20 protein-coding genes and 2 tRNA genes are annotated in these 25,456 nt (G+C 72.6%); 8 read left to right on the forward strand and 14 right to left on the reverse strand.

Annotated features, from left to right (window positions below; translation table 11 throughout):
* The first annotated feature begins 85 nt into the window (after positions 1–85).
* Positions 86–1,045 carry an RNA polymerase sigma factor SigF gene (locus D0Z67_RS14035; protein ID WP_031179171.1) on the forward strand — a complete coding sequence of 320 codons (960 nt, stop codon included), beginning with the start codon at positions 86–88 and terminating at the stop codon, positions 1,043–1,045.
* Positions 1,046–1,150: 105 nt separating this feature from the next.
* Here D0Z67_RS14035 and D0Z67_RS14040 read toward each other — a convergent pair whose 3' ends face one another.
* Positions 1,151–1,345 carry a hypothetical protein gene (locus D0Z67_RS14040; protein WP_031179170.1) on the reverse strand — a complete coding sequence of 65 codons (195 nt, stop codon included), beginning with the start codon at positions 1,343–1,345 and terminating at the stop codon, positions 1,151–1,153.
* Positions 1,346–1,550: 205 nt separating this feature from the next.
* On the opposite strand from D0Z67_RS14040, the gene D0Z67_RS14045 reads away from it, so the two are divergent.
* The 4 genes from D0Z67_RS14045 (at position 1,551) to D0Z67_RS14060 (ending at position 6,002) form a co-directional block, all read left to right on the forward strand.
* Positions 1,551–2,042, forward strand: coding sequence for a MarR family winged helix-turn-helix transcriptional regulator (locus D0Z67_RS14045; protein WP_031179169.1), 492 nt, complete (start codon positions 1,551–1,553; stop codon positions 2,040–2,042).
* An 82-nt stretch (positions 2,043–2,124) separates the two neighbouring features.
* Complete coding sequence (locus D0Z67_RS14050; protein ID WP_037774264.1) at positions 2,125–4,584, forward strand: DHA2 family efflux MFS transporter permease subunit; 2,460 nt, start codon at positions 2,125–2,127, stop codon at positions 4,582–4,584.
* A 94-nt stretch (positions 4,585–4,678) separates the two neighbouring features.
* Positions 4,679–5,500: a YceI family protein gene (locus tag D0Z67_RS14055; protein ID WP_031179167.1), complete on the forward strand. Its 822-nt coding sequence runs from the start codon at positions 4,679–4,681 to the stop codon at positions 5,498–5,500.
* A 31-nt stretch (positions 5,501–5,531) separates the two neighbouring features.
* The gene (locus D0Z67_RS14060) at positions 5,532–6,002 is read left to right on the forward strand and encodes a PPOX class F420-dependent oxidoreductase (protein ID WP_031179166.1); all 471 of its coding nucleotides are present in this window, start codon (positions 5,532–5,534) and stop codon (positions 6,000–6,002) included.
* A gap of 40 nt (positions 6,003–6,042) precedes the next feature.
* On the opposite strand, the gene D0Z67_RS14065 is transcribed toward D0Z67_RS14060, so the two are convergent.
* The 9 genes from D0Z67_RS14065 to D0Z67_RS30160 all read right to left on the reverse strand — a co-directional run bounded on the left by D0Z67_RS14065 (position 6,043) and on the right by D0Z67_RS30160 (position 16,741).
* Positions 6,043–6,813 carry a TetR/AcrR family transcriptional regulator gene (locus tag D0Z67_RS14065; protein WP_031179165.1) on the reverse strand — a complete coding sequence of 257 codons (771 nt, stop codon included), beginning with the start codon at positions 6,811–6,813 and terminating at the stop codon, positions 6,043–6,045.
* A 72-nt stretch (positions 6,814–6,885) separates the two neighbouring features.
* Positions 6,886–8,325 carry an MFS transporter gene (locus tag D0Z67_RS14070; protein WP_051887444.1) on the reverse strand — a complete coding sequence of 480 codons (1,440 nt, stop codon included), beginning with the start codon at positions 8,323–8,325 and terminating at the stop codon, positions 6,886–6,888.
* A gap of 64 nt (positions 8,326–8,389) precedes the next feature.
* On the reverse strand, positions 8,390–10,603 hold the full coding sequence (locus D0Z67_RS14075; protein WP_031179163.1) for an ArnT family glycosyltransferase: 2,214 nt from the start codon (positions 10,601–10,603) through the stop codon (positions 8,390–8,392).
* A complete protein-coding gene (locus D0Z67_RS14080) occupies positions 10,600–11,916 on the reverse strand; it encodes a bifunctional glycosyltransferase family 2/GtrA family protein (RefSeq protein ID WP_037774196.1) in 1,317 nt (438 codons plus the stop codon). Before D0Z67_RS14080 ends, D0Z67_RS14075 begins: the two co-directional genes overlap by 4 nt.
* A gap of 14 nt (positions 11,917–11,930) precedes the next feature.
* A complete protein-coding gene (locus D0Z67_RS14085) occupies positions 11,931–13,517 on the reverse strand; it encodes a sensor histidine kinase (RefSeq protein ID WP_031179161.1) in 1,587 nt (528 codons plus the stop codon).
* Positions 13,518–13,522: 5 nt separating this feature from the next.
* Entirely contained in the window at positions 13,523–14,263 is a 741-nt protein-coding gene (locus tag D0Z67_RS14090) for a response regulator transcription factor (protein ID WP_031179160.1), read from the reverse strand.
* A gap of 73 nt (positions 14,264–14,336) precedes the next feature.
* Positions 14,337–15,212, reverse strand: coding sequence for a DUF2797 domain-containing protein (locus D0Z67_RS14095; protein WP_031179159.1), 876 nt, complete (start codon positions 15,210–15,212; stop codon positions 14,337–14,339).
* A 118-nt stretch (positions 15,213–15,330) separates the two neighbouring features.
* Positions 15,331–16,323 (reverse strand): BRO-N domain-containing protein, encoded by a 993-nt coding sequence (locus D0Z67_RS14100; protein ID WP_031179158.1) that lies wholly within the window; start codon positions 16,321–16,323, stop codon positions 15,331–15,333.
* Between the two features lie 67 nt (positions 16,324–16,390).
* Positions 16,391–16,741: an HGxxPAAW family protein gene (locus D0Z67_RS30160; protein ID WP_031179157.1), complete on the reverse strand. Its 351-nt coding sequence runs from the start codon at positions 16,739–16,741 to the stop codon at positions 16,391–16,393.
* Between the two features lie 78 nt (positions 16,742–16,819).
* Between D0Z67_RS30160 and D0Z67_RS14110 the strand changes: the two genes are divergently transcribed.
* Positions 16,820–17,290 (forward strand): MarR family transcriptional regulator, encoded by a 471-nt coding sequence (locus tag D0Z67_RS14110; RefSeq protein ID WP_031179156.1) that lies wholly within the window; start codon positions 16,820–16,822, stop codon positions 17,288–17,290.
* Between the two features lie 283 nt (positions 17,291–17,573).
* Here D0Z67_RS14110 and D0Z67_RS14115 read toward each other — a convergent pair whose 3' ends face one another.
* From D0Z67_RS14115 to D0Z67_RS14125, 3 genes are all read right to left on the reverse strand, one after another.
* The gene (locus D0Z67_RS14115; RefSeq protein ID WP_031179155.1) at positions 17,574–17,843 is read right to left on the reverse strand and encodes a hypothetical protein; all 270 of its coding nucleotides are present in this window, start codon (positions 17,841–17,843) and stop codon (positions 17,574–17,576) included.
* A 74-nt stretch (positions 17,844–17,917) separates the two neighbouring features.
* Positions 17,918–17,990, reverse strand: a tRNA-Arg gene (locus tag D0Z67_RS14120).
* 214 nt (positions 17,991–18,204) lie between these two features.
* Positions 18,205–18,295: transfer RNA gene (locus tag D0Z67_RS14125), tRNA-Ser, on the reverse strand.
* Between the two features lie 200 nt (positions 18,296–18,495).
* On the opposite strand from D0Z67_RS14125, the gene D0Z67_RS14130 reads away from it, so the two are divergent.
* Both D0Z67_RS14130 and D0Z67_RS14135 read left to right on the forward strand, forming a co-directional pair.
* On the forward strand, positions 18,496–19,074 hold the full coding sequence (locus D0Z67_RS14130; RefSeq protein ID WP_078873000.1) for an SSI family serine proteinase inhibitor: 579 nt from the start codon (positions 18,496–18,498) through the stop codon (positions 19,072–19,074).
* Positions 19,075–19,340: 266 nt separating this feature from the next.
* On the forward strand, positions 19,341–23,546 hold the full coding sequence (locus tag D0Z67_RS14135) for a PAS domain-containing protein (RefSeq protein ID WP_078872998.1): 4,206 nt from the start codon (positions 19,341–19,343) through the stop codon (positions 23,544–23,546).
* A 66-nt stretch (positions 23,547–23,612) separates the two neighbouring features.
* Here D0Z67_RS14135 and D0Z67_RS14140 read toward each other — a convergent pair whose 3' ends face one another.
* Positions 23,613–25,265, reverse strand: a complete 1,653-nt coding sequence (locus tag D0Z67_RS14140) for a long-chain fatty acid--CoA ligase (protein ID WP_031179152.1) — start codon at positions 25,263–25,265, stop codon at positions 23,613–23,615.
* Positions 25,266–25,456 lie beyond the last annotated feature (191 nt).

Here is a 25,456-nt window from a genome sequence, read left to right on the forward strand (position 1 = left end):
CTTCGGCGCCGGTAATTCAGGTGAAGGCCGCGCTGTTCGATCAGGACAGCGCGCCGCGACCGTCCCGCGACCCAAAGGGGGTGGCATGTCCGCAGAACAGGGCAGCTCGAAGGTGCTCACGAAGACCGTGGCAGCGCCGCAGAAGCTCGACGCTCTCGACGTCCTCGACGGCTTCGAGGGTGCTCCGGCCCTCGACGCCGCGCCCGCCCCCGCCGTCCCGGCACCGGCGCCCGACACGGCCCCGGCGGCCGAGGAGGCCGTCCAACTGCCGTTGTCCTCGGGGGACATCGACACCCGCACGCTGTCCCGCTCCCTGTTCCTGCGGCTCGCCGCGCTCGGCGAGGACAGCCCCGAGCGGGGTTACGTCCGGGACACCCTGATCGAGCTGAACCTCCCGCTGGTGCGGTACGCGGCGGCCCGCTTCCGCTCGCGCAACGAGCCGATGGAGGACATCGTCCAGGTCGGCACCATCGGGCTGATCAAGGCGATCGACCGCTTCGACTGCGAACGGGGCGTGGAGTTCCCGACGTTCGCGATGCCGACGGTCGTGGGCGAGATCAAGCGGTTCTTCCGCGACACCTCGTGGTCGGTGCGGGTGCCGCGCCGGCTGCAGGAGCTGCGCCTGGCGCTGACCAAGGCGAGCGACGAGCTGTCCCAGCGGCTCGACCGCTCCCCGACCGTGCCGGAGCTGGCGGTCGCGCTCGGAGTCTCCGAGGAGGACGTGGTCGACGGTCTGGCGGTGGGCAACGCCTACACCGCCTCCTCGCTCGACTCCCCGGCCCCCGAGGACGACGGCGGCGAGGGCTCCCTGGCCGACCGCCTCGGCTACGAGGACACGGCGCTGGAGGGCGTGGAGTACCGGGAGTCGCTCAAGCCGCTGCTGGCCAAGCTGCCGCCGCGCGAGCGCCGGATCATCATGCTGCGCTTCTTCGCCAACATGACCCAGTCACAGATCGGCGAGGAGGTCGGCATCTCGCAGATGCACGTCTCGCGGCTGCTGACCCGCACGCTGTCCCAGCTCCGCGAGGGTCTCGTCTCCGACTGACGGACCCGGGGAAGACGAGGGAAGATCTGCCCGGCCCGTGTCGCGCGCTTCGGCGCCGACGCGGGCCGCGGCCTTTGGAGGGGGGCTCCGGGACGGAGCCCGAGGTCACTTCAGCGCGAGCCAGGCGACGGCCGCGACGACGGCCACGGCCACGACGATGCCGATGATCAGGCCGACGCGGGGGCCGGAGGAAACGGCCTCCTGCTGGCGAGCCGGGGGAGTCTCGTCGACGAACGCGCGGAACATCTGGGTGCTGCCTGCGGGGTCGTAATTGCCCTGGGGGCCCTGGGTGTTAGCCATGGGCCGAGACACTAGCGAATCCGGGTGCCCACCCCAAGTGCGGGGCCATGGGGACAGAGACGGGCAGGTCACCCGCGTCCACCTGCGTATTTACGATCGCAATACTTGCCTTTGCCAAGTTTTTGCGCCGTCGCCCATCGATTTATTTGCCTACAGCAACCAAGCATCTCTATGGTTGCCCAAAGCAACGAATACGGGAGGTGTGATGGCCGAGCAGGCGCAGTTCGAGGAGCTGGCACGTCAGCTCAGTGCCGTCGGCGCCGTGAAGCGCGACATCGGGCGGATACTCCCGCCCGACTGCCCGGCAGGTTCGGCCGCCGTGCTGACCCTGCTCGGCCGCCACGAGGAGATGCGCATGAGCAAGCTCGCCGAGCTGCTCGCCGTCGATCTGTCGGTGACCAGCAGGCATGTCGCCCACGTGGCCGCGCGCGGCTGGATCGAGCGGTCGCCGGACCCGGCGGACAAGCGCTCGCGCATCCTGCGCCTGACGCCCGCCGGCCACGACCAGCTCATGGAGCTGTCGCTGCGCACCAGCCGGCTGCTCGAAGAGCGGCTGAGCGACTGGACCGACGACGAGGTCGCCCAGCTCATCCAGCTCATGACCCGGCTGCGCGCGTCGTTCGGCGACTGCCGCTCCGGCGTGCCGAGGCCGGCCGCCCCCGTTTCCGCAGAAACCCGTACACCCGCGATCACGTAAGTAAAGGAAGCCCATGGCAACGACCACACCATCCGGTGTGCGGGCTCACGCCAAGCACGGGGGCGGGGCCGACGAGGCCCCGATGACCCACCGGCAGATCATGGAGGCGCTCTCCGGGCTGCTGCTCGGCATGTTCGTGGCGATCCTGTCGTCCACGATCGTCTCCAACGCCCTCCCGCACATCATCGGTGACCTCGGCGGCGGCCAGTCCGCCTACACCTGGGTCGTCACCGCGGCCCTGCTGTCGATGACGGCCGCCACCCCCCTGTGGGGCAAGCTCGCCGACCTGTACAGCAAGAAGGCGCTCGTCCAGATAGCCCTGGTCATCTACGTCGTCGGCTCGATGGCGGCCGGTCTGTCGCAGAACCCCGGCATGCTGATCGCCTGCCGTGTCGTCCAGGGCATCGGCGTCGGCGGTCTGTCCGCCCTGGCGCAGATCGTCATGGCGGCGATGATCTCCCCGCGTGAGCGCGGCCGTTACTCCGGCTACCTCGGCGCGACCTTCGCCGTCGCCACCGTCGGCGGCCCGCTGCTCGGCGGTGTCATCACCGACACCTCGTGGCTCGGCTGGCGCTGGTGCTTCTACGTCGGTGTCCCGTTCGCGGTCATCGCGCTGATCGTCCTGCAGAAGACCCTGCACCTGCCCGTGGTCAAGCGTGAGGTGAAGGTCGACTGGGGCGGCGCCGCGCTGATCTCGGCGGCCGTCTCGCTGCTGCTGGTCTGGGTCACCTTCGCCGGTGACAAGTACGACTGGCTGTCCTGGCAGACCTACGCGATGGTGGCCGGCTCGATCGTGCTCGGCGCGCTGTTCGTGCTGGTCGAGACCAAGGCCAGCGAGCCGATCATCCCGCTGCGCCTGTTCAAGAACCGCACCATCACGCTGGCCTCGCTCGCCTCGCTGTTCGTCGGCGTGGCCATGTTCAGCGGCACCGTGTTCTTCAGCCAGTACTTCCAGCTCGCCCGCGACAAGTCGCCGACGATGTCCGGTGTCCTGACCATCCCGATGATCGGTGGTCTGTTCATCTCCTCGACCGTCTCGGGCCAGTTCATCACCCGTACCGGCCGCTGGAAGGCGTGGCTGGTCAGCGGTGGCGTCCTGGTCACCGCCGGACTCCTCCTGCTGGGCGGCATCCGGTACGACACGGACTACTGGAAGATGGCCATCTTCATGGCCCTGCTGGGTCTCGGCATCGGCATGATGATGCAGAACCTGGTGCTCGCCACGCAGAACCAGGTGGCGCCGTCCGACCTCGGCTCGGCCAGTTCCACGGTCACCTTCTTCCGCTCCCTGGGCGGCGCGGTGGGCGTCTCGGCGCTCGGCGCGGTGATGGCCCACCGGATCACGCACTACGTCACGGACGGCATCGGTTCGCTGAGCCCGAAGTACCAGGCCGCGATGGCCAAGTCCGGCTCGACGGACACCATCCCGGACATGAACAGCCTCCCGGGTCCGATCCGGAACCTGCTGGAGAGCGCGTACGGCCACGGCATCGCCGATGTCTTCTTCATCGCCGGCTGCCTCGCCGCCCTCGCCTTCCTGATCACGCTGTTCATCAAGGAGGTCCCGCTGCGGACGAAGGGCGCGCTCGCGCAGTCCGCCGAGTCCGAGGCCCCGGTCACCGACCCGGCCACCGCCCCCGCGGTCGCCGAGGCCCAGCAGGTCCCGGCCATGGCCTTCGCCACCACCGAGGGCGCCCCCTCGGCCGACGGCACGGCCACCGCGGCCGCGACCGCCCCGCAGATGACGGCCGTCGCCATGGCCGGGGACACCCCGCCGGCCGGCGGCACCCCGCTGCACGGCTTCGTGCGCGGCGCCGAGAGCGCCCCGGTCCCGGGCGCCGCGGTCACGCTGATCTCGCTGGCCGGCCGCCAGCTCGGCCGCTCGGTCGCGCAGGCCGACGGCTCCTACGCGCTGGCCGCCCCCGGCACCGGCTCGTACGTGCTGATCGCCTCCGCGGACGGCTTCCAGCCGCAGGCGTCCACCGTCGTGGTGGGCGAGGAGGCGCTGTCGTACGACATCCTGCTCAGCGGCACCAGCGGGCTGACCGGTGTGGTCCGGGCGGCCGGGAGCGCGCTGCCGGTGAAGGACGCGATGGTCGTCGTCACCGATGTGCGCGGTGATCTGCTGGCCGCCGCGCAGACCGGCGAGCAGGGCGAGTTCGGGTTCACCGAGCTGGTGCCCGGCACCGTGACGATCGCGGTCAACGCCGCCGGCTACCGGCCGCGCGCGCTGCCCGTGGAGGTCGCCACCACCGGGGTCACCCGGGTGGAGGTCGACCTGGACACCGGCGCGCTGCTCAGCGGTGTCGTCCGGGCCCCGCACGGGCCGCTGGCCGACGCCCGCGTCACCCTGGTCGACCAGGCGGGCAACGTGGTCGGCACCGCCACCACCGGTGCGGACGGCGCGTACGCCTTCACCGACCTGGACGGCGGCGAGTACACCGTGATCGCCACGGGTTACCCGCCGGTGGCCACCGCGCTGACCGTCGCCGGTACCGGCACGGACGGCCACGACATCGCACTCGCCCACCCCGGCGAGTAGTTCCCCCCGACCGGCCCGTGGCCCGCCCCTCAGCGCGGGCCACGGGCCGGTCCCCTGATCTACGCGCGCTCAGCCGCGCAGGGAGAAGAACGCCATGGCACTGACCGCGAGGATCCGCACCCGTGACGGCTGGGCCGTCTCGCACGCGGTGGTCACGGTGGCCGACATGACCGGTACGCAGGTGCTGCGGGCCGAGGCCGACGCCGAGGGCGTGGTGCGCGACGACACCGCGCTGGCTCCGGGGGCGTACACGGTGATCATCACCGCCGTCGGATACGCGCCCGTCGCCTCCAGCGCGCTGGTCACCGCGAGCGGCCGGGCCGAGGTCGGCGCGGTCACCCTGGCCCGGCAGGGCGGCAGCGAGCTGCCGCCGCCCGGACCGTGGACCATCGACCCGGTGCACTCCTCGGTCGGCGCGGTCGCGCAGCACCTGGGCATCTCCAGCGTGCGGGGCCGGTTCACCGAGTTCGGCGGGGGCATCGAGATCGCGCCCGACGACATCACCAAGTCCCGTGTGGAGGCGGTCATCCGGGCCGAGTCCATCGACACCGGCAACGGGATGCGGGACACCCACCTGCGTTCCGCGGACTTCCTGGACGTGGAGAAGTACCCCGAGCTGACCTACCGCTCGGCCGGGCTGACCCAGGCCGGCCCGGACCGGTGGACCGTGCACGGCGAGCTGTCGATGCGCGGGATCGTCCGCCCGGTCGACCTGGACCTCGCCTACCTCGGCACCGGCGCCGACCCCTGGGGCGGCACGCGGGCCGCGTTCCGCGCGACGGCCGAGCTGCACCGGGACGACTTCGCCATGAACTACAACCAGGTCCTCCAGGCCGGCATCGCCGCCATCGGCACCACCCTGCGGATCGAGCTGGACATCCAGGCGGTCCAGGGCGACGCGCTGCCGTCGCTCTGACGGACACGCCGGTACGTCCTAGGCTCGGCGCATGGCTCCCAACATCGCTACGAACACCAAAGTGACCCTGCCGGAACTGCTGGACTTCGTACGACCCCGCCATCGCGCCATCCTGCTGACCCGGCGCTCGGACGGCTCCCCGCAGGGCTCCCCGCTGACCTGCGGGGTGGACGACTCCGGGCGGATCGTGGCCTCCACCTATCCGGAGCGGGCCAAGACGCGGAACGCCAAGCGGGACGAGCGGGTCAGCCTGATCGTGCTGAGCGACGAGTGGAACGGGCCCTGGGTCCAGATCGACGGCACGGCCGAGGTGCTGGACACCCCGGACTCCGTCGAGCCGCTGGTCGAGTACTACCGGAACATCGCCGGTGAGCACCCGGACTGGGACGAGTACCGCACGGCCATGGCCGAGCAGGGCAAGTCCATCATCCGGGTGACGCCGGAGCGGTGGGGGCCGGTGGCGACCGGCGGGTTCCCGGCCCGGCTCGCGTCCGGCTCGTAGAGCAGTCCGATGGTGGCCCGTGGCCGACTCCCGCGAGGGGTCAGCCGCGGGCCACCATCGCTTCGATGCCCGCGATCAGCAGGTCCAGGGCGAAGACGAAGTCCCGGTCGAGCATCTCCTGCACGGTGTCCCCGCCGCGCGCGGCCATGAGGGCGTAGGACTCCTTCATCACCTCGGAGGTGCCGGCCACCTCGGAGGCGACGGTGAGGGACTGCTGGAAGTACTCCTCCGCGCTCAGCCCGGTGTCGGCGATACGGGCGTGGAAGTGGCCCTCGATCGTGCCGTAGCCGTACACGAACTGGAAGACGGCCGAGATCGCGCCCGTCACCCCGTGCGCGGGCAGCCCGGCCCGGCCGACGACCCGCTGCACCGCTCGGGAGAAGGCCAGGGAGTGCGGGCCGATGTTGAGGAAGCGGCCCGCGATCGGGGACAGCCAGGGGTGGCGGACCATCATCGCCCGGTACTCGGTCGCCAGCGCCCGCAGCTGATCGCGCCAGTCGGCCGCCGTGTCCTCCGCGTCGGGCAGCGAGAGCTCGCCGAAGGCGGTGTCCAGGGCGAGTTCGAGCAGATCGTCCTTGGTGTCGACGTACCAGTACAGGGACATCGCGGTCACGTTCAGCTCGCCCGCCAGGCGGCGCATGGAGAAGCGGTCCAGGCCCTCGGCGTCCAGCAGGGCGACCGAGGTCGCGGTGATCCGGTCCCGGTCCAGGCCGGAGGGCTGGCCGCCCCGGGCGCGCCGCTCCTTGCCGCCGCTCCGCCAGACGCTGCCGCGTGCCTTGGGGCGGTCCTCAGGGGGGCCGACTTCCTTCACCACCGGGCTTCCCTCCGCAGGCCGTCGCTCACCGCACACCTTGCCAGGTCCGGGCGGCTCAACCACCCCGGCTCAGACGGCATCGCGCTGGGCCCGCTTGAGCAGGGCCGCCGCGACCAGGCCACCGGCCAGCACGGAGACGGCGCCGACCAGTTGCCCGGCGCTGAGCCCGGCCGACAGGGTGCGCCCGGAGGCCAGGAAGGAGCTGAGCACCGCGCCCAGCACGGCCACCCCGAGCCCGTTGCCGAACTCGGCCAGCGTGCCGTTGATCCCGGCGCCGACCCCGGCCTTCTCCGCCGGGATGGCGCTCATGATGGCGTGCGCCATGGCCGGGTTGGCCAGCGCGCACCCGGCGCCGATCAGCACCAGCCCGAGCAGTGTCCCGGCGTACCCGGAGGAGGCCAGCCCGGCGATGGAGACCAGGCCGCCCGCCATCAGCGCCATGCCCAGCGCGATCGCCACCGGGGTGCCCAGACTGGCCGCGCACTTCGAGGACAGCCCGCTGAAGTTGAGCAGGACCACGGTGAGCGCCAGCGGTGCGGTGCGCGCGCCGGCCTCCAGGGGGCCGTAGCCGAGGACCAGTTGGAGGTGCTGGGTGAGCAGGAACAGGGCGCCGCCCATGCCGAAGGTGATGAGCACCGCGCCCGCGACCGCGCCGGTGAACCTGCGGTCCCGGAAGAACGCGAGGTCGAGCATGGGCTCCTCGACCCGGCTCTCCCAGTACGCGAAGAGGGCCAGCACGGCCACCGCGACGGCCGACGAGCCGAGCACGCGGGGCGAGGTCCAGCCGTGGTGCGGGCCGGAGATGACCGCGAAGACCAGGGCGGTCATTCCGATCGTGGAGAGCAGCGCGCCCAGCAGGTCGGGGCGGGCGGGCTCGCCCGTGGCGCCGACGGCGCGGGTCGCCTTGGACTCGGGGACCAGCGCGACCACGGCGACCAGGCCGAGGGCGGCCACGGGCAGGTTGATCAGGAAGATCGCACCCCACCAGAAGTGGTCGAGCACGAAGCCGCCGATCAGCGGGCCGGCCGCGAAGCCGAGCGAGTTGACCGCGGCCCAGATGCCGATCGCCTTCGGCTGCTCCTCGGGCGCGAAGATCTGCATGGCGACCGCGAGGGTGGTGGTCAGCAGCAGCGCGCCGCCGATGCCCATGCCCGCGCGGGCGGCGATCAACTGGCCGGTGGTGGTGGAGAGTCCGGCGGCCAGCGAGCCGAGGCCGAACACCGCGAGGCCCGCGATCAGCATCTTCTTGCGGCCGTACCGGTCGGCGGCGCTGCCCGCGGTGAGCAGCAGGCCGGACTGGACCAGGGAGTACGCGTTGATCATCCACTGGATGTCGGAGGTGGCCGCGTGCAGCCGGTGGGTGAGCGAGGGGATCGCCACGTTCAGCACGGTGTTGTCGAGCAGCACGGTGAGCTGGGCGAGGCAGATCACGCCGAGGATCAGCCAGCGGCGCGGGTGGCCCTGGGGGGCCTTCGTGAGCGGTGGTGCCGAGACGTCGGGAGCGGACATGCTGTACACCGTATAGTGAGTTTCCTATACGGTGTACAGCATTATCGGCCGAGGGTGTTTCCGGTCAGCCCGCCCTCTTCTCGGTGAGGTCGTAGAAGGTGGCCGAACCGACCGTCACCTTCTTGAAGTTGGCCTCGACCCAGGTGCTGATGGCGGAGGCGGTGCCGCTGTTGCCGCCCATGCCCCCGAAGCCGCCGCGGGCCTCGCCGGTGCGGCCCATGCCGCCACCCATGCCGCCGCCCGCGATGTAGTAGTGGATCTGGCCCTTGCTGACGTACTGCTTGAACTGGGCCAGGGTCGGGGACGGGTCGGTGCCGTTGAAGCCGCCGATCGCCATCACCGCCTTGTTGGTGGCGAGTTGGTAGCTGGCCGCGTTCTGCGAACCGGTGGACGCGGCGACCCAGGTGTAGGAATCGGCGTCGGCCAGGAGGAGCTTCTTGGCCTTGGCGGAGACGGTGGCGCCGTCGAGCAGGCCGCCCGCGCCTCCGGCGCCGCCCATGCGGCCGGATTCGCCGGTGCGGGTGTTGCCGGGGAAGCCCTGGGCGCCCGGGAAACCCTGGCCGTTCCGACCGCCCTGGCCCTTGCTCTGCCCGTTGCCCTGACCGCCCTGGCCGGGGAAACCCGGGCCCGCCGCGCCACCGGGCGGGATCTGGCCCTGGCCCTGGCCCTGGCCCCGCTGGCCCTGCCCGCCCGGCATCCCGCCGGGGAAGCCGCCGCGCATGCCCTCGCCCCGGGCGCCCGGACGGCCGAAGCCCATCATGCTGGCCCCCGCCGGTCCGGCCGTCGGAATCGAGCCGGTGTGAGCGGAGTTCACCGTGCTCAGCGTGTACGCGGTCGGCCCGGCCAGTGCCGCGACCAGGCCCAGCGAGGCCGCGCCGAGCGCCAGGTTCCGGGGAGCGCGGCCGAGGAACAGCAGGCCGAGCGCGGCGAGCAGACCGCCGACCAGCACCAGCCACTTCAGCCAGGGCAGGTAGTCGGAGGTGCGGCCCAGCAGCACGTACCCCCACGCCCCGGACGCCACCGAGGTGACCGCCAGCGCGGCACCGGCCCAGGTCTCCTCGCGGCGCTCCCACAGCAGCCCGGCGCCCATGCCGACCACGGCGGCGAGGTACGGCGCGAGGGCGATCGTGTAGTACTGGTGGAAGATGCCGGCCATGAAGCTGAACACCGCCATGGTGATCAGCAGCGAGCCGCCCCAGACCAGGAACGACGCGCGGGTGACCGAGGTGCGGCCCAGCTTGCGGGTGGCCCAGAGGCCCGCGATCAGCAGGATCAGCGCGGCCGGGAGCAGCCAGGAGACCTGGCCGCCGACCTCGGCGCCGAACATCCGGTCCCAGCCGGTCGAGCCCCAGCGGCCCCCGCCGCCGCCCATGCCGCCGCCCCCGCCGCCGACGCTGCCGGTCTCGTCACCGTTGATCCGGCCGAGCCCGTTGTAGCCGAAGGTCAGCTCCAGGAAGCTGTTGTGCTGCGAGCCGCCGATGTACGGGCGGGACGAGGCCGGCCACAGCTCGACCACCGCGACCCACCAACCGCCCGACACCACCAGCGCGAGCGTGGCCAGCGCGAGCTGCCCCAGCCGCCTGCCGAACCGCACCGGCGCGCAGACCGCGTGGACGATCGCCAGCGGAGGCAGGACCAGGAACGCCTGGAGGGTCTTGGCGAGGAAGGCGAAGCCGATGGCCACGCCCGCCCAGACCAGCCACCGGGTCCGGCCGTCCTCGACCGCGCGGACGGTGAAGTAGCAGGCCAGCGCCATCAGCAGGGCCAGCATCGCGTCCGGGTTGTTGAACCGGAACATCATCGCCGCGACCGGGGTGAGCGCCAGCACCGCGCCCGCGACCAGTCCGGCCACCGCGCTGAACCGGCGCCGTACCGCCGCGTACACGACCGCCACCGCGCCGGTGCCCATGAGGACCTGGGGGACCAGGACCGCCCAGGAGTTCAGGCCGAAGATCCGGACCGACAGCTCCATGGGCCACAGGAACGCCGAGGGCTTGTCGACGGTGATGGCGTTGCCGCCGTCCAGCGAGCCGAAGAAGAAGGCCTTCCAGGAGGTGCTGCCCGCCTGCACGGCCGCCGAGTAGAAGGAGTTGGCGAAGCCGGAGGCACTCAGGCTGCAGAGGTAGAGCACGAAGGTCGCGGCGAGCAGCGCCCAGAAGGCGGGGCGGGCCCAGCTCGGGTCCTCGGGCCGGCCGCGCCACGCCCGCCGGGCGAGCGGGGCCCGTGGCGCGGGCGGCACCACGGCAACCTGCGGGGGCTGGTCGTACTGGGTGGTCATCGGGGGTCCCCCGTAGAGATGGTGGTGGGTTCGGCGTACGCGGGCGCGGTCGGGGCGGGCACCGGCGCGGGGTCGCGGCGGTCCGGGAAGACCCAGGCGCGGAAGAGGAGGAAGCGCAGGACGGTCGCGGCGAGGTTGGCGACGACCAGGACGGCGATCTCTGCGGTGTGCGCGGGGCTGGTGGTGGCCGCGTTCAGGGCGGCCAGCGAGCCGCTGGTCAGGGCGAGGCCGATGGCGAAGACGACCAGGCCCTGCGCCTGGTGGCGTACCGCTCCGCCCCGGCCGCGCACCCCGAAGGTGAGGCGCCGGTTCGCGGCCGTGTTGGCGAGCGCGGAGAGCAGCAGGGCGAGCGCGTTGGCCGCCTGCGAGCCGCAGAACTGCCGGAAGCCGCTGTAGAGCAGCAGATAGAACAGGGTGGAGAGACCGCCGACCACGCAGAACCCGACGAGCTGGCGGGCCAGCCCCTTGGGCACGTCGGTGATCTCGCGGTCCCGGGGGTCGTCGCCGAACGGCCGGGCCAGCCGGTCCAGCGGCAGCGAACCGGTGGTGAGCGCCCGCCCCACCCGCCACACCCCCTTCAGGTCGTCGGTCGCGGTGCGCACGAGGTGCACGGTGGAGTCCGGGTCGTCGACCCAGTCGACCGGCACCTCGTGGATGCGCAGCCCGGCCCGCTCGGCCAGCACCAGCATCTCGGTGTCGAAGAACCAGCCGGTGTCCTCCACCAGCGGCAGCAGCACCTGGGCCACCTCGCGCCGGATCGCCTTGAAGCCGCACTGGGCGTCGGAGAAGCGCGCCTGGAGCGAGCCGCGCAGGATCAGGTTGTAGGCCCGGCTGATGAACTCCCGCTTCGTCCCGCGCACCACCCGCGAGGTCCGGCTGAGCCGGGAGCCGATCGCCAGGTCGGAGTGGCCCGAGATCAGCGGGGCGACCAGCGGGAGCAGGGCGTTGAGGTCGGTGGAGAGGTCGACGTCCATGTACGCGAGGACCGGCGCGTCGGAGGCGGACCACACCGTGCGCAGGGCGCGTCCCCGGCCCTTGCGCTCCAGCCGGACGCCGGCCACCTCCGGGTACCGGGCGGCGAGTTCGGCGGCGATGAGCGGGGTGCCGTCGGTGGAGGCGTTGTCCGCGATGGTGACCCGGAAGGCGTAGGGGAAGGTGCGCGCCAGGTGCTCCCGCAGTCTGAGCACACACCGGCGCAGGTCCTTCTCCTCGTTGTAGACGGGGATCACCACGTCCAGCACCGGGGTGCCGGCGGCCGTGGCCGGGAGGTGCTCCCGTGCCGGGAGGGTGCCGGGAGAAGAGTCGGTTCGCATGGGACCGACTCTTCTCAACTCCCCTGTCGCGCCCGTGTGCTGACGCTGTGGCCCGGCTGTGAGCGCACCACCGGCTCGGGTCCGGCGGCGGGCAGCCGTACGGTGAACACGGTCCGGCCGGGCGCGCTCTCGACGGCCACGGTGCCGCCGTGCGCGGTGACGACGGCCCGCACGATGGCGAGGCCGAGCCCGGTGGAGCCGGTGGCGCGGGTGCGGGCGGAGTCGCCGCGCGCGAAGCGTTCGAAGACGTGCGGCAGCAGCGTGGCCGGGATGCCGGGTCCGTCGTCCTCCACCTGGACGCACATCCGGTCCCCCTGCCGGCGCACCCGCGCGGTCACCGTGGTGCCCGGCGGGGTGTGGCTGCGGGCGTTGCCCAGCAGGTTGACCAGGATCTGCTGGAGCCGGGCCGCGTCGGCGGTCACCGGCGCCGGATCGTCGGGCAGGTCGAGCCGCCAGACGTGGGCGAGGCCGGCCGCGCGGGCGTCGCTGACGGTGTCCACGACGAGCGGGACCAGATCGGTGCGGCCGAACTGGAGCGGGCGGCCCGCGTCCAGCCGGGCCAGCAGCAGCAGGTCCTCCACCAGCAGGGTCATCCGGCCCGCCTCGGACTCGATCCGGGCCAGCGCGTGCCGGGTGTCCGGGCCGACCTGCTCCCCGCCGCGCCGGGTCAGCTCGGCGTAGCCGCGTATCGAGGCCAGCGGGGTACGCAGCTCGTGGCTGGCGTCGGCGACGAAGCGCCGGACCCGGGTCTCGCTCTCCTGGCGGGCGTGCAGGGCGCCGTTGACGTGGTCGAGCATCCGGTTGAGCGCGGCGCCGACCCGGCCGACCTCGGTGTGCGGGTCGCACTCGGACTCCGGGACACGCTCGCTGAGGTTCACCTCGCCGGAGTGCAGGGGGAGTTCGGAGACCCGGGTGGCGGTGCGGGCGACCCGGCGCAGGGGGCGGGTGGCGACGCCGACGATGACCGTGCCGGCCAGCGAGGCCGCGAGGAGACCGGCGACGGTGACGCAGACCTCGACCAGGATCAGGGTGTCGACGACACCGTCCATGTCGGCGGTGGGGAGGGCGACGTAGTACCGGTCGGCGCTGTCGTGGCTCTCCGCGTACCGGGCGAGGTAGTCGCCGAGGCCGGGGAGGTGCACGGTGTGGGCGGCGCCGTCCTGGGGGACGGTGGCGAGGGCGTCGGTCTGGGCCTTGCTGAGCTGGGCGGCGCGCATGCGGCGGAAGATGCCACTGCCGTCCTTCTGCTCCTCGGAGATGGCCCCGGAGACGATCGAGCCGCCGCGCACGCAGGCGGCGACGGTCTGATTCTGGGTGGGCCCCCGGGTCAGCAGGGTGGTGACCCGTTCGGCGGGGCTCTCGGTCGCCACGCCCGCGGCGAGGGCGGCGGCGGCCGGGTCCGGCGCGCCGGGGTTCAGGCGCGGGCGGCCGACCGCCCGCTCGGCCATGTCCTTCACCTTGCCGTTGAGTTGCTGGTACAGGTGCTCGTGCAGGGCGAGCGTGGTGACCGTGCCGATCACCGCGCAGACCACGGCGATCAGCACGACGGACGCGACCACCAGCCGCGTCCGCAGGGTGCGCGGGGTGCCCGCGCGGCGCATGAACCTCACGACACGGCGGGCTTGATCAGATAGCCAGCTCCCCGGCGGGTGTGGATCATCGGCTCCCGGCCGGCGTCGATCTTCCGGCGCAGATAGGAGATGTACAGCTCCACGACGTTCGCCTGCCCGCCGAAGTCGTACGACCAGACCCGGTCCAGTATCTGCGCCTTGCTCAGCACCCGGCGCGGGTTGCGCATCAGGAAGCGGAGCAGCTCGAACTCGGTGGCGGTCAGGTGGATGGAGTCCTCGCCCCGCCACACCTCGTGGCTGTCCTCGTCCAGGCTGAGGTCGCCCACCACCAGCACGGAGTCCGGGCGCCGGTCGGTGGCGCCGGAGCGCCGGATCAGCCCGCGCAGCCGGGCCACGACCTCCTCCAGGCTGAACGGCTTGGTGACGTAGTCGTCCCCGCCCGCCGTGAGTCCGGCGATACGGTCCTCCACCGCGTCCTTGGCGGTGAGGAACAGCACGGGTACGTCAGGGAGTTCACGGCGCAGCCGGCTCAGCACGGTCAGGCCGTCCATGTCCGGCAGCATCATGTCCAGGACCACGGCGTCCGGCCGGAACTCGCGCGCCGCGCGCAGCGCGCCCTGCCCGTCCCCGGCACTCCTTATCCGCCAGCCCTCGTAGCGCAGCGCCATGCTCAGGAGTTCGGTGATCGACAGCTCGTCGTCCACCACCAGCACGCGGACGGGGCTGCCGTCCGGCCTCAGCAGTTCGGTGCGCCCCTGGGGCGAGATCGTGGTCATGGTGAGACCTTGTCCGCAGCCTCTGAGAGAGCCCTTTCGGCAGTCTGTGATTTCGCTGAGAAAGGGGTGAGAGTCAGAAGAGGCCGTCCTGGCGGGCGGCGAAGTCCTTTACCGGCACGGTGATTTCGCCGTCCTGCTGAGCCGGGATCAGCTCCCAGCCGGGGAGCAGACGGGTGTCGAGCACCAGTACGCCTCTGGGTCCGCCGGTGTCCAGGTGCAGGTCGGGCCCTGCGGCGGCGACGAGTTCCCCTGCCACGCGTCCTCCGGCGACCAGCTCGGTGACGGCGCCGGTGGCGGGCTCGGCGTGCCGGAGGTGGAAGTCACCCATGTGGTCGACGACTTGACACGGTTCTCGCCTCACGGACTCCGGCCAGTTCCCGAGTGCGACGGCCCGTGCGTGCAGCTCCCGCACCTCCGCCGCCCGCTCCTCGGGACCGGCGGGGAGGGCGGCCCGTACGGCGCGCTTCTGGGCGTACGGAATCCGGTCCGGGACGCCGAGCGCGGCCCGCAGCAGCTCCTCGGTGCGCCGGGCGGCCATCAGCGGGCCGGTACCGAGCCAGCTGAAACTGACGGCGCCCTGCTCCAGCAGCCGCGCCGGCCCGCGCTCTTCGGCGGTGATGCCGACCTTGACCATGCCGGGGCCGAACCAGGCGAGGTAGACGCGGTACGGGCGGGGGTCGTCGGCGATCGTGTCGGCGGCCACGGAGTGCGCGCGGTCCAGCCTGGCGCACTCCTCGCAGCGGGCGCCGGTGCTGCGCGCCGGTACGGGGGTGCGGGTGGGGCACGCGTGGCCCCGGGCGCCCACGCACCTCCGTACGGTGTCCTCCCGGACGCCGAAGGCGACCCGCTTCCCCCACGTCAGCGCGCTGCGCCGGCCACCGGACCAGACCAGCTCCGGCCCCTCCGGGGACCAGCGCAGTCCCGTACACGTCCACATCTGTGCTGCCATCACTCGTGAGGGTAGGAGATGCCGCCGACATCGCCTGTCGGGCGGCGGGGGCGGGTACGGTACGTGAAGAGCCCGAAGCCGCATCCTCTGAGTGCGACTTCGGGCTCTGTCTCTTCGGCTACGGGAGCGTGTAGACGGGGACGCCGTCCGCCACGCTGCCGCTCTGCCGTACACAGCCCCGCTTGATCAGCATGCGTACACAGTCGTGGACGCGGGCGAGCGTGAGGCCGGTGCGGGTGGCCACGTCCTCCAGGCGGCAGGCGACGGGGCCGCGGACCAGGCCGGGGGCCAGGTGCGCGGCCACCGCGTGCACGTCCTCGGTGACGACGAGGTTGCGGTCGCGCCAGGTGGCGAGGAGGTGCTGGGCGGTGAGCGGGGGGTCTTGGGGCGTCGGGGCGGGGCGCATGCGGTCGACGATCTGGTCCAGGGCGTCGGCGATGCGGGTGAGGACGTGCTGGACGCCGGTCACTTGGTGGGTGAGGGTGCCCAGCTGTTCGGTCTGCCGGGCCAGGTGCTCGCTGACCTTGCCGCGCTCGTCGTTCGCCCGGCGGAGTTCCGCGAGGTGTTCTTCCTGGGCGGCGGCGAGTGCCTCGTCGGCCCGGAGGTTGCGCTCCTCCAGGCGGACGATGGCGTCGGCGACCTGTGCGGGCATGACGTAGGAGGTGCCCGGGGTGGTCTGGAGGGGGGCGGGGTCGAGGCTGTAGGTGCCGTCGCGCTGGATGGTGACGATGACTTCGGAGACCCAGGCTTTGAAGGGGGCACACTCTGGCTTGGTGCAGGCGTTCACGAGGGTGATCAGAGATCGGAGATTCACCATCCGCATCGACTTCTTGAGCCCGCGACCTGCGATTTTGCGCAAAGTGTCTTCTCCATAGACGCTTCGTGCAAGATCTTCGAGGCTCTGGTGCCCATCCGTCGGGACATGGTGCAGCAGGGCCTGCCGGGTGTTCACGTAGCCCAGCCTCGTCGCCACGTCCACGGCCGGGAACCAGTGTTCACCGTCCGGCGTGGTCAGCCTCCGCACCCGGGCTCCAGTCGCCGCGAAGACGAAGTCGTCGATGTCGATCGCGTCCCGCTCGGGCAGCCTGGTCGTGTCGTAGTGCTCGTACATCGAGCATCACCTCCACACCGGAAGCTAGGGATGCCCGATCAGCAACTACGTCCGTTGTAGGGCACGTTCACTCGATAGAAGACAGAGGTATCGATTCGGCACGGTTGACCACGGGCGCGGCGGCCGGACGCCGGCCCGCCAGAGCACAGCCCACACACCCGGGGTGCCCAGTACGGGCCTGCGTGTCCCGCACCCCCAGCCGCCATTCCTCCCGCGGCCGGACGCCGGGCGGCTTCCCCCACCCACTCAGGTGGAGCACCCAGGTGACCAGCACGCTGCCCGCGACGAGCACCGCCCCACCCACCAGCGCGGGCACCGACCCCGTACACACGCCCGCGCCCACGACACCGCTGCCGAGGGTGGCGACGGCGCACCCGGTCCACCCCGCGATCGTGTGACCCTCGTCGTACAGACTCATGGAACGGCCTCCTACAGGTCTCTCACGTTCTAAGAGATTTACCTCTCGAATATCTCACGCACTAAGGAATCAAGGAAGATGGACGGCAAGTCCCGCCCGCCCGCGACCCCCGCACAGGCGCTGACCGCGATGGACGACCTCATCGCCGCGCACCTGATCGGCCAGCAGGAGATGGCCCGGCGGCTGAACCTGACCGTCACCGACCTCACCTGCTTCGGCTACGTCCTCCAGGCGGGCCCCGACCTGCTGACCGCCGGCGACCTCGCCGCCCGCATCCAGGTCACGACGGGCGCGGTGACGGGCATCCTCAACCGCCTGGAACGCGCGGGCTACGTAACCCGCCGCCCCGACCCCACGGACCGCCGCCGGGTCCGAGTGGCAGCGGTCCCGGCGGCGGTGGCCCGCGTCGAAGCCGCCTACGGCCCCCACTACACCCGCCTGATGACCCTGTTCGCGGACTACACCCCGACCGAACTGGCAGTCATCACCGACTGGTTCACCCGCGCGACAGCCCTGGCCCACGAGTCGAGAGCGGAACAGTCGCCCTGACCCGAGACCCCACCGCGACCGTCCCTCCATGCCCCGCCCCCTCGAAGATGAAGCACCGGGGACCCTACGACCCGACCTGCCCGCCCCAAGCCCTCTTCACGAAACCGCAAGAGGCGATGGCTGGCCGGCGCAGTGCATCTCGATCCCGGCGCCGGGCATCCGGGCTTCGTTTCCCTACCGAGGAGGACAGACGCCCATGACCTCCGCTCGCCTACCGGGGTGCGGCCTACAAGGTCGGTGAGTTCCCCTGGGTCGGTTCGGTGCAGCTCGCCGTCGAGGACGGTCACTCCTGAGGTGCGGTTTGCTTCGCCGCCAGGTTCCGGGCGTGGGCCTCGCGTCGTAGGCGGCGTTCGTAGTCGGCGATCTGGTGGGGCACGGAGGCGTGGGTGGGCAGGCCGATCAATCGCTCGTTGTCACGGTCGACCAGGAAGGGGCCGTTGCCGCCCAGCAGGGGGCGGCGGCCGTCCCGGACCGCGCCCCAGTAGAAGATCCAGCCGAAGGGCAGTGCTTCCACCCGCTGGATCTGAAGGTCGTACGCGACGCGGCTCCGCATGGTGCGGATTCGCCCAGTCCCACTTCCCACCGCAAACGCAAGAGGCCCCGGATTTCTCCGGGGCCTCTTTACTGTGCACTCGGCAGGATTCGAACCTGCAACCTTCTGATCCGTAGTCAGATGCTCTATCCGTTAAGCTACGAGTGCTTGTTCTTTTGTTTTTGTCTCCGTTTCCTTGGCCTTTCGGCCTGTCCCGGCGACAGGAAGAACATTACATGACTGCCGCCGTCATGTGAAATCCGTTCCCCGCACCCGGCCTGACCTGCGGAAACGTCGAAACCTAGATCGAACGACCGCACCCGGAGCGACCCCGGACAACACCGAAGCCCCGGTCCAAGTGGACCGGGGCTTCGGATCAGGGCGGAGGCGGAGGGATTTGAACCCTCGATGGGCTTTAAGACCCAAACCGCATTAGCAGTGCGGCGCCATAGACCGGACTAGGCGACGCCTCCAGCACAACCAGTCCCGCGAGCGCGCGAATGGTGCGTGCAGATGATGACACAGGTAAGCGCGGTGTCACCAATCGCCCCCCACGGTACTAGGCACCCGGCCCGCAGGGCAAAGGGCTTCTCCCGGCGAGGCGCGGGCCGCTTCCGCGGGCGGTGGGGGAGGCGGGGCGCAACGTCCGGCGGGGGTGCGCGTTGGGGTGGGTATGAGTGCACTCCCGCGGCGCGGCATCGCGTCCCTCGCCGTCTCCGCCGTCTCGCTCCTCTGCGGCCTCGCCGCCGCCCCGGCCGACGCTGCCCCCGCCCTCGCATCCACTTCGAGCCACGCGCGCCCGGCCGCCCCGGCCCAGGCCATCCCCACCGTCCCGGTCCGCACGATCCTCACCCCCACCTCCACTCCGGCCCCTGCCCTCACCACCCCCGCCCTCCCCCCGCCCCCACTCCCCGACGACCGCACCGGCGATCACCTCACCCTCGTAGTCCACGGCGCCGGCGACGGCCGGGACGGCGTACGGCAGCTCTTCTGCCATCCGGAGGCCGGTGATCACCCCGACCCCGCTGCCGCCTGCCGCGTCCTGGACGAGAACACCCGGTGGGGGCGAGACACCTTCGCCCCCGTCCCCCCGGACAGCATCTGCACGATGATCGACGGCGGGACCGCCACCGCTCATGTCACCGGGTACTGGGCCGGCCGCCCCGTGGACGCGGAGTTCAGCCGGCGCGACGGGTGCGAGATCGACCGGTGGGACCGGCTGGTGCCGTTCCTGCCGGGTGCCGGGTCGTAGAAATTGCCGTAAAGGTCCCGCGAAGGTCTCAGGGAGTGGTCGGGGGCCCGAGGAGGCCACGTCAGCGGCAAGTCGTGGGCGTGGAAAGGCGACCCGTGGCGGGATGCGGGCATATGTTCGGCGTCACTTCGTCGTGGTACCTCCCTCCCATCCGGCGGCGTGCGCGCGGGCGGAGCCCTTAGACTCCCTCGCGTGACACCCCGCGGGCCGCTTGGCAAGATGGCCCGAGCGGTCGGCAAGGTGCGGTGACAGGGAGGAAGCGTCTCGTGAGCAGCAGGCCATCCCGAGGCGCTGCTCGCCTCGCAGCCATACTCGACGCCCTGCCCGACGCGTTGCTCCTGGTCAACGCCAACGGCACGGTCGTCAACGCCAACACCATCGCCCTGGAGGCGTTCGAGGCACCCGGTACGGCACTCGTGGGGCGGGGCCTGCTCGATCTGCTTCCGCAGTTCGACTCCAAGCTGATCCCCGGCTCGATGCGCCGCCCCGACCACATGGACCCGGCCGGCCGCACCAAGCCGACCCGGATGGTGGCCCGACGCACCGACGGCACCGAGTTCCCGGTCGAGGTCACCAGCGCCAACCTGGAGAACCCCCAGCAGGCGTACGACGGTTCGGCGTACACCGGTGACGAGCTGCTGATGCTCGTCGTGCGGGACCTCTCCGGGACCGTCGACACCGAGGCCGAACTCGCCCGTTCGCAGCGGCAGACCGAGATGATCCTGCGGGCCGCCTCCGAGGGCGTCGTCGGCACGGACACCGACGGCCGGATCGTGCTGGTCAACCCCGCCGCCGCACAGATCCTCGGCTACCGCGCCGGTGAGCTGGGCGGCCGCGAGCTGCACACCCTCGTCCTGCACTCCCGCGCCGACGGCTCCCCCTTCCCGTACGACGAGTCGCCGCTCGCCGACACCCTGCGCTCCGGGCGCAAGCACCGGGTGCGCGGGCAGGTGCTGTGGTCCAAGGCCGGGGACGAGGTCTCCGTCGACCTGACCACCGCCCCGGTGCGCGACGGCGACCAGCTCGTCGGAGCCGTCATGACCTTCACCGACCGGCGCCCGTACCAGTCCCTCGCCGACGAGAAGGAGGCGCTGGAGCAGGCACACGCGAAGGAGCTGGAGCGGATCGCCGAGGAGCACGCCGCCGACCTCACCGCGCTGCGCCAGAAGCACGCGACCGAGGTCGAGGAGCTGACCGAGCGCGGCGCCGCCGAGCTGACCGAACTGCGCGAGAAGCTCCAGGAGGAACTGGCCGCGGGCGAGGAGCGGTACGCCGCCCTCGGCGAGCGCGAGAAGGACCGGTACGACGCCCTCGCCGGGCGCCACGAGCAGCTGCTCACCCTCCTCGCCTCCTCCCTGCGCGGCCCGCTGGACGAGCTGCGGCGCGAACTGGCCGCCCTCGCCGCCGACGACGCGGGCCAACTCTGGCCCGAGGCCAACCAGGTGCTGCACCACCTCTCGGCCGGGTACGCCCGCATCACCGCCCTCATCGACAACGTCCTCGGCTTCCAGCGCCTGGACTCCGGCACCGACGACATCGCCCGTACCAAGGTGATGCTGGACGCGGTCGTCGCGGCCGGTGTCGACGGTGCCGTGGAGCTGATCGGGCCGGGACGCGTGCAGTTCGCCGTGCACGCGCCGCCCATCGAGGCCGAGGTCGACCCGCAGCGGCTCGCCACCGCGCTGGCCCACCTCGTGGCGGACGTCGCGGGCGTGGACGCCACCGGCAACGCCCCCGTCTCGTCGGCCGGTTACCTGGACAACACCGTGGTGGTCGCGGCCGCCCAGCGCGGCGAGGTCGCGCGCATCGAGGTGCGCGGGCCGTACGCCGGGGGCGACCCGGTGCACGAGCCGATCGTGCGGGGCATCGTCCGGGCGCACGGAGGTGTGCTCCAGACACATGAAGTACCGGGCATGAGTGGGCGTGCCTACGTCCTCGAAGTCCCGCTGGGCGGTGGCGCCGGTACGGTCGCCGCGCCTGTCCCGGACCCGCGCGCGGCCGTGTCGAGCGGCGCCGAGGTCGCCCTCGTGGGCGACGCGGGCGAGCAGGGCGGCCGGCGGCGGGCGCGGCGGTCCTCGACCGACGCGTTCCTTCAGAGCGAGGTCGCGGGCGCCGAGGCGCCGGGCGCGGCCGCGCCCACCGGGCGGCGCCGCAGGCGCGGTGCCCCGGCGGCCGAGGAACTGGCCCCGGCCGCGATCGAGAGCGCGGAGCCGGCCTCCAGCGGCACCGGCCGACGGCGGGGCCGTCCCGCCGAGGTCGGCGACGGGGTGGCGGCGGAGGGTGCCGTGATGACGGCGGCCGAGCACGCCGCCGGAACGGCCGCTTCGAACACCGGACTTGGCGGCGCGGTGCCGCCGCAGGGCGTACCGGTGCCCGCCGGGCAGCGGGCTCCGCAGGGCGCCGGTGAGCAGGCGGCACTGCCGCCCGCGCTGCCCGCGCCGAGCGCCGAGGGCGTTGAGAACACCGACGGCACCGACGGCGCCGAGGACGCGTCCGAGGATGCCCAGCCGACCGGCCGTCGCCGCCGTGCGCTGGCCGCCGCGGCCGAGCGTGCGGCCGCGCAGGACACGGGTGCGCGTACGGTCTTCGCCCTGCCGCCCGCCGAGGCGGACCGGGCGCCCGAGCCGGAGACGCCGGGCGTGCGGGTGGGTCCGCTCGCGGAGGCTCAGGTTCCCGGCGCGGGTACGGCCGCGGGGGCCGGGGTCGCTCCCGGGCTGGCCGTGAACGCCGGGCCGGTTCCGGTGCGGGGGCTCGGGCAGGGTGTGGGGCCGGTTCCGGCGCAGGGTGCGGCTCCGGCTCAGATGCCGGGCGTCGCTCCGGGTCCCGTTCCGGCGCAGGCTCCCGCCCCGATGCCGGGCGTCGCTCCGACTCCCGTTCCGGCACAGGCTCCCGCCCCGGCCCCCGTGGCCCCCCTCGCGGCACAGGCTCAGCCCCCCGTACCCCCGCAGCCCCCCGCCGAGGTCGAACCCGGTGACGGTGGGCGGCACGACGCGGTGCCCGTGGACCAGTCCGAGGACCACACGCCGCCGCAGCCGCATCCGACCACCGCGCCCACCGGCAGGCGCCGCCGGGCCGTGGCCCAGCCGGCGCAGCAGCAGGAGGCGGCGATCCCGGCCCAGGCTGCCGCGCCCCCGGCCCAGCCCCTCCCCGTACCGGCGCAGGCGACCGCCCCCGAGGCGGCCGTACCCGCGCAGCCGCTGCCCGCCGAGGCGGCGGCCCCCGCACCGGCACCGGCCGCTCCCGGACCCGTTCCGCAGCCGTGGCCCGACGACGAGGACGACGACACGGCGGGCGCGGGTCTGCCCAGGGCCGCGCTGCCGCCGCAGTTCACGCCGCAGGCGCGGGCCGCTCAGCCGCTGCCCGCCGAGGCGCCCGACGCCACCCAGGGCCGCGCGATCAGCGTGCGCACGCTGGGCCAGGGCGTGCCGTTCGTACGGCAGGCCGCGCAGGTGCAGCAGCCGACCGCGACCCCGCCCCCGCACGCCACCAACGGCAGCGGGCGGCGCCGCAAGCTGGGCACCCCGCCGCCGCGCCCGGAGGCGCAGCCCGAGGCGGGCGCCCGTCCGCACCCCGAGGCCGCACCGGCGGCCGCGCAGCCGCGCCGGGCGCCGGGTACCGAGGGCGTCGGCCGGTCGTACGCCATAGGGGCACCGGACGCGAACGCCGCCGAGGGGCCCGAGCCGCTGGACGGTCCCGGGGGCGCGGTGGAGGTCGCGGACACCCCGCGTCCGCAGCCGATGGACGACGAGCTGCCCCCGGAGCCGCTGGACAACCCGCGCCGGCTGCTGGTGTGGCCCGCGCCGGACGTGACCACCTCGGAGGCGCTGAGCACCCGTGGCTACCGGCCGGTGGTGGTGCACTCGCGCGAGGAGGTCGACGCGCAGATCGCGGCTTTCCCCGCCGCGCTGTTCGTGGACCCGCTGACCGGCCCGATCACCCGGACCGCGCTCCAGTCGCTGCGCCAGGCGGCGGTGGCCGCCGAGGTGCCGGTGCTGGTGACGGCCGGGCTCGGCCAGGCGAGCCGCGAGGCGGCGTACGGCGCCGACCCGGCCGTACTGCTGAAGGCGCTGGCGCCGCGGGACAGCGAGCAGCATCCGCCCCGGGTGCTGCTGGTCGAGGAGCACGCGGAGATCGCGCTGGCGCTGACCGCGACGCTGGAGCGGCGCGGGATGCAGGTGGCGCGGGCCGCGAGCGACGCCGACGCGGTGACGCTGGCCGGGCAGTTCCGGCCGAACCTCGTGGTGATGGACCTGATGCAGGCCAAGCAGCGCCAGGCCGGGATCGTGGACTGGCTGCGCGCCAACGGGCAGCTGGACCGGACCCCGCTGGTCGTCTACACGGCGGCGGTCGAGCAGGCGGACCTGCCGAAGCTGGCGTCGGGCGAGACGGTGCTGTTCCTCGCGGAGCGGTCCACCAGCGACGAGGTGCAGGGGCGGATCGTGGACCTGCTGGCCCGGATCGGCACCAACTGATCGGCATCAACCGACAGAGGGGCCGGGGGTGTTCGTACCCCCGGCCCCTCTGTCGGCTCAAAAGGCTCACAGCCGCGTGACGTCCAGCTCGCCGTCCGCGTACCGCCTGCGCAGCACCTTCTTGTCGAACTTGCCGACGCTGGTCTTCGGCACCGTCTCGACGATCGTCCAGCGCTCGGGGAGCTGCCAGCGGGCGATCCCGCGCTCCTCGGCGAGGAAGACGCGCAGCGCCTCGAAGCCGACCTCCGCGCCCTCCTTCAACACCACGGTGGCCAGCGGGCGTTCGTCCCACTTCTCGTCCGGCACGGCGACCACGGCGGCCTCGGCGACGTCCGGGTGGGCCATCAGGGCGTTCTCCAGCGCGACCGAGGAGATCCACTCGCCGCCGGACTTGATGACGTCCTTGGCGCGGTCGGTCAGGGTGAGGAAGCCGTCGGGGGAGATGGTGCCGACGTCGCCGGTCTTCAGCCAGCCGTCGGCGCTGAACTTGTCGTCGGGGCGCAGGGGTTCGGCGTCGGGGCCGTTGTAGTAGGCGCCCGCGATCCAGGGGCCGCGCACCTCCAGCTCGCCCGCCGACTCGCCGTCCCAGGGCAGGCGTTCGCCACCGGGGCCGGTCAGGCGGGCCTCGACGGAGGTGGGGAAGCGGCCCTGGGTGAGCCGGTAGGCGAACTCCTCCTCGGTGCCGATCGCATGGGCGGGCGGCCGGGCGACCGTGCCGAGCGGGGAGGTCTCCGTCATGCCCCAGGCGTGGCAGACCCGCATGCCGAGCGCGTCGAACGCCTCCATCAGGGAGGGCGGGCAGGCCGCGCCGCCGATGGTGACCTGGACGAGGGAGGAGACGTCGCGGGGGTGGGTGCCGAGTTCGGCGAGCAGGCCCTGCCAGATGGTGGGGACGGCGGCCGCGTGCGTCGGGTGCTCGGCCGCGATCATGTCGGCCAGCGGTACGGGCTGGAGGAACCGGTCCGGCATCAGCAGGTTCACGCCGGTCATGAACGCGGCGTCCGGGAGGCCCCAGGCGTTGACGTGGAACTGCGGGACGACCACCAGCGAGGTGTCCTGGTCGGTCAGGCCCATCGACTGGGTCATGTTGACCTGCATGGAGTGCAGGTAGACCGAACGGTGGCTGTACACCACGCCCTTGGGGTCGCCGGTGGTGCCGGAGGTGTAGCACATGGCGGCGGCCCGGCGTTCGTCCAGCTCGGGCCAGTCGTACGTCTCCGGGCGACCGGCGAGCAGGTCCTCGTACTCGTGGACCTGCGCGGTGCCGCCCGCGAGCGGGGCGCGGTCGCCGGGGCCGGACACCACGATGTGCTCGACGGTGGGGAGCTGGGGCAGCAGGGGCGCGAGGAGCGGGATCAGCGAGCCGTTGACGATGATCACGCGGTCGGCGGCGTGGTTGACGATCCACGCGAGCTGCTCGGCGGGGAGCCGCAGGTTGAGCGTGTGGAGTACGGCGCCCATGGACGGGATGGCGAAGTACGCCTCCACGTGCTCGGCGTTGTTCCACATCAGGGTCGCTACCCGGTCGTCGTCCCGCACCCCGAGGGCGGTCAGGGCGTGCGCGAGCCGGGCGGAGCGGGTGCCGATCTCGGCGAAGGTGCGCCGGTGCGGCTCGGCCTCGCCGGTCCAGGTGGTGATCAGCGACGACCCGTGCACGGTCGAGCCGTGGGTCAGGATCCTCGAGATCAGCAGCGGTACGTCCTGCATGGTGCTCAGCACGGCGGGCGTCCTCCCCGGCAGCGTTGCCTGTACGGAAGTAGAGTCGCGCTGATTCTGCGCACATACCGCGCGGTATGTCACTAGGGGGTGTCGTCCGGATCAGGTCGATGGGGGGATACGTCGCATTCTGACCTACCCGAGCGGGGTCTGGTGCGTGCAGCTGCAAGGCGGAGGAGGGAGTCGACGCGGAG

This window comes from Streptomyces seoulensis (assembly GCF_004328625.1).
GTDB classification, from domain to species: Bacteria; Actinomycetota; Actinomycetes; order Streptomycetales; family Streptomycetaceae; genus Streptomyces; species Streptomyces seoulensis.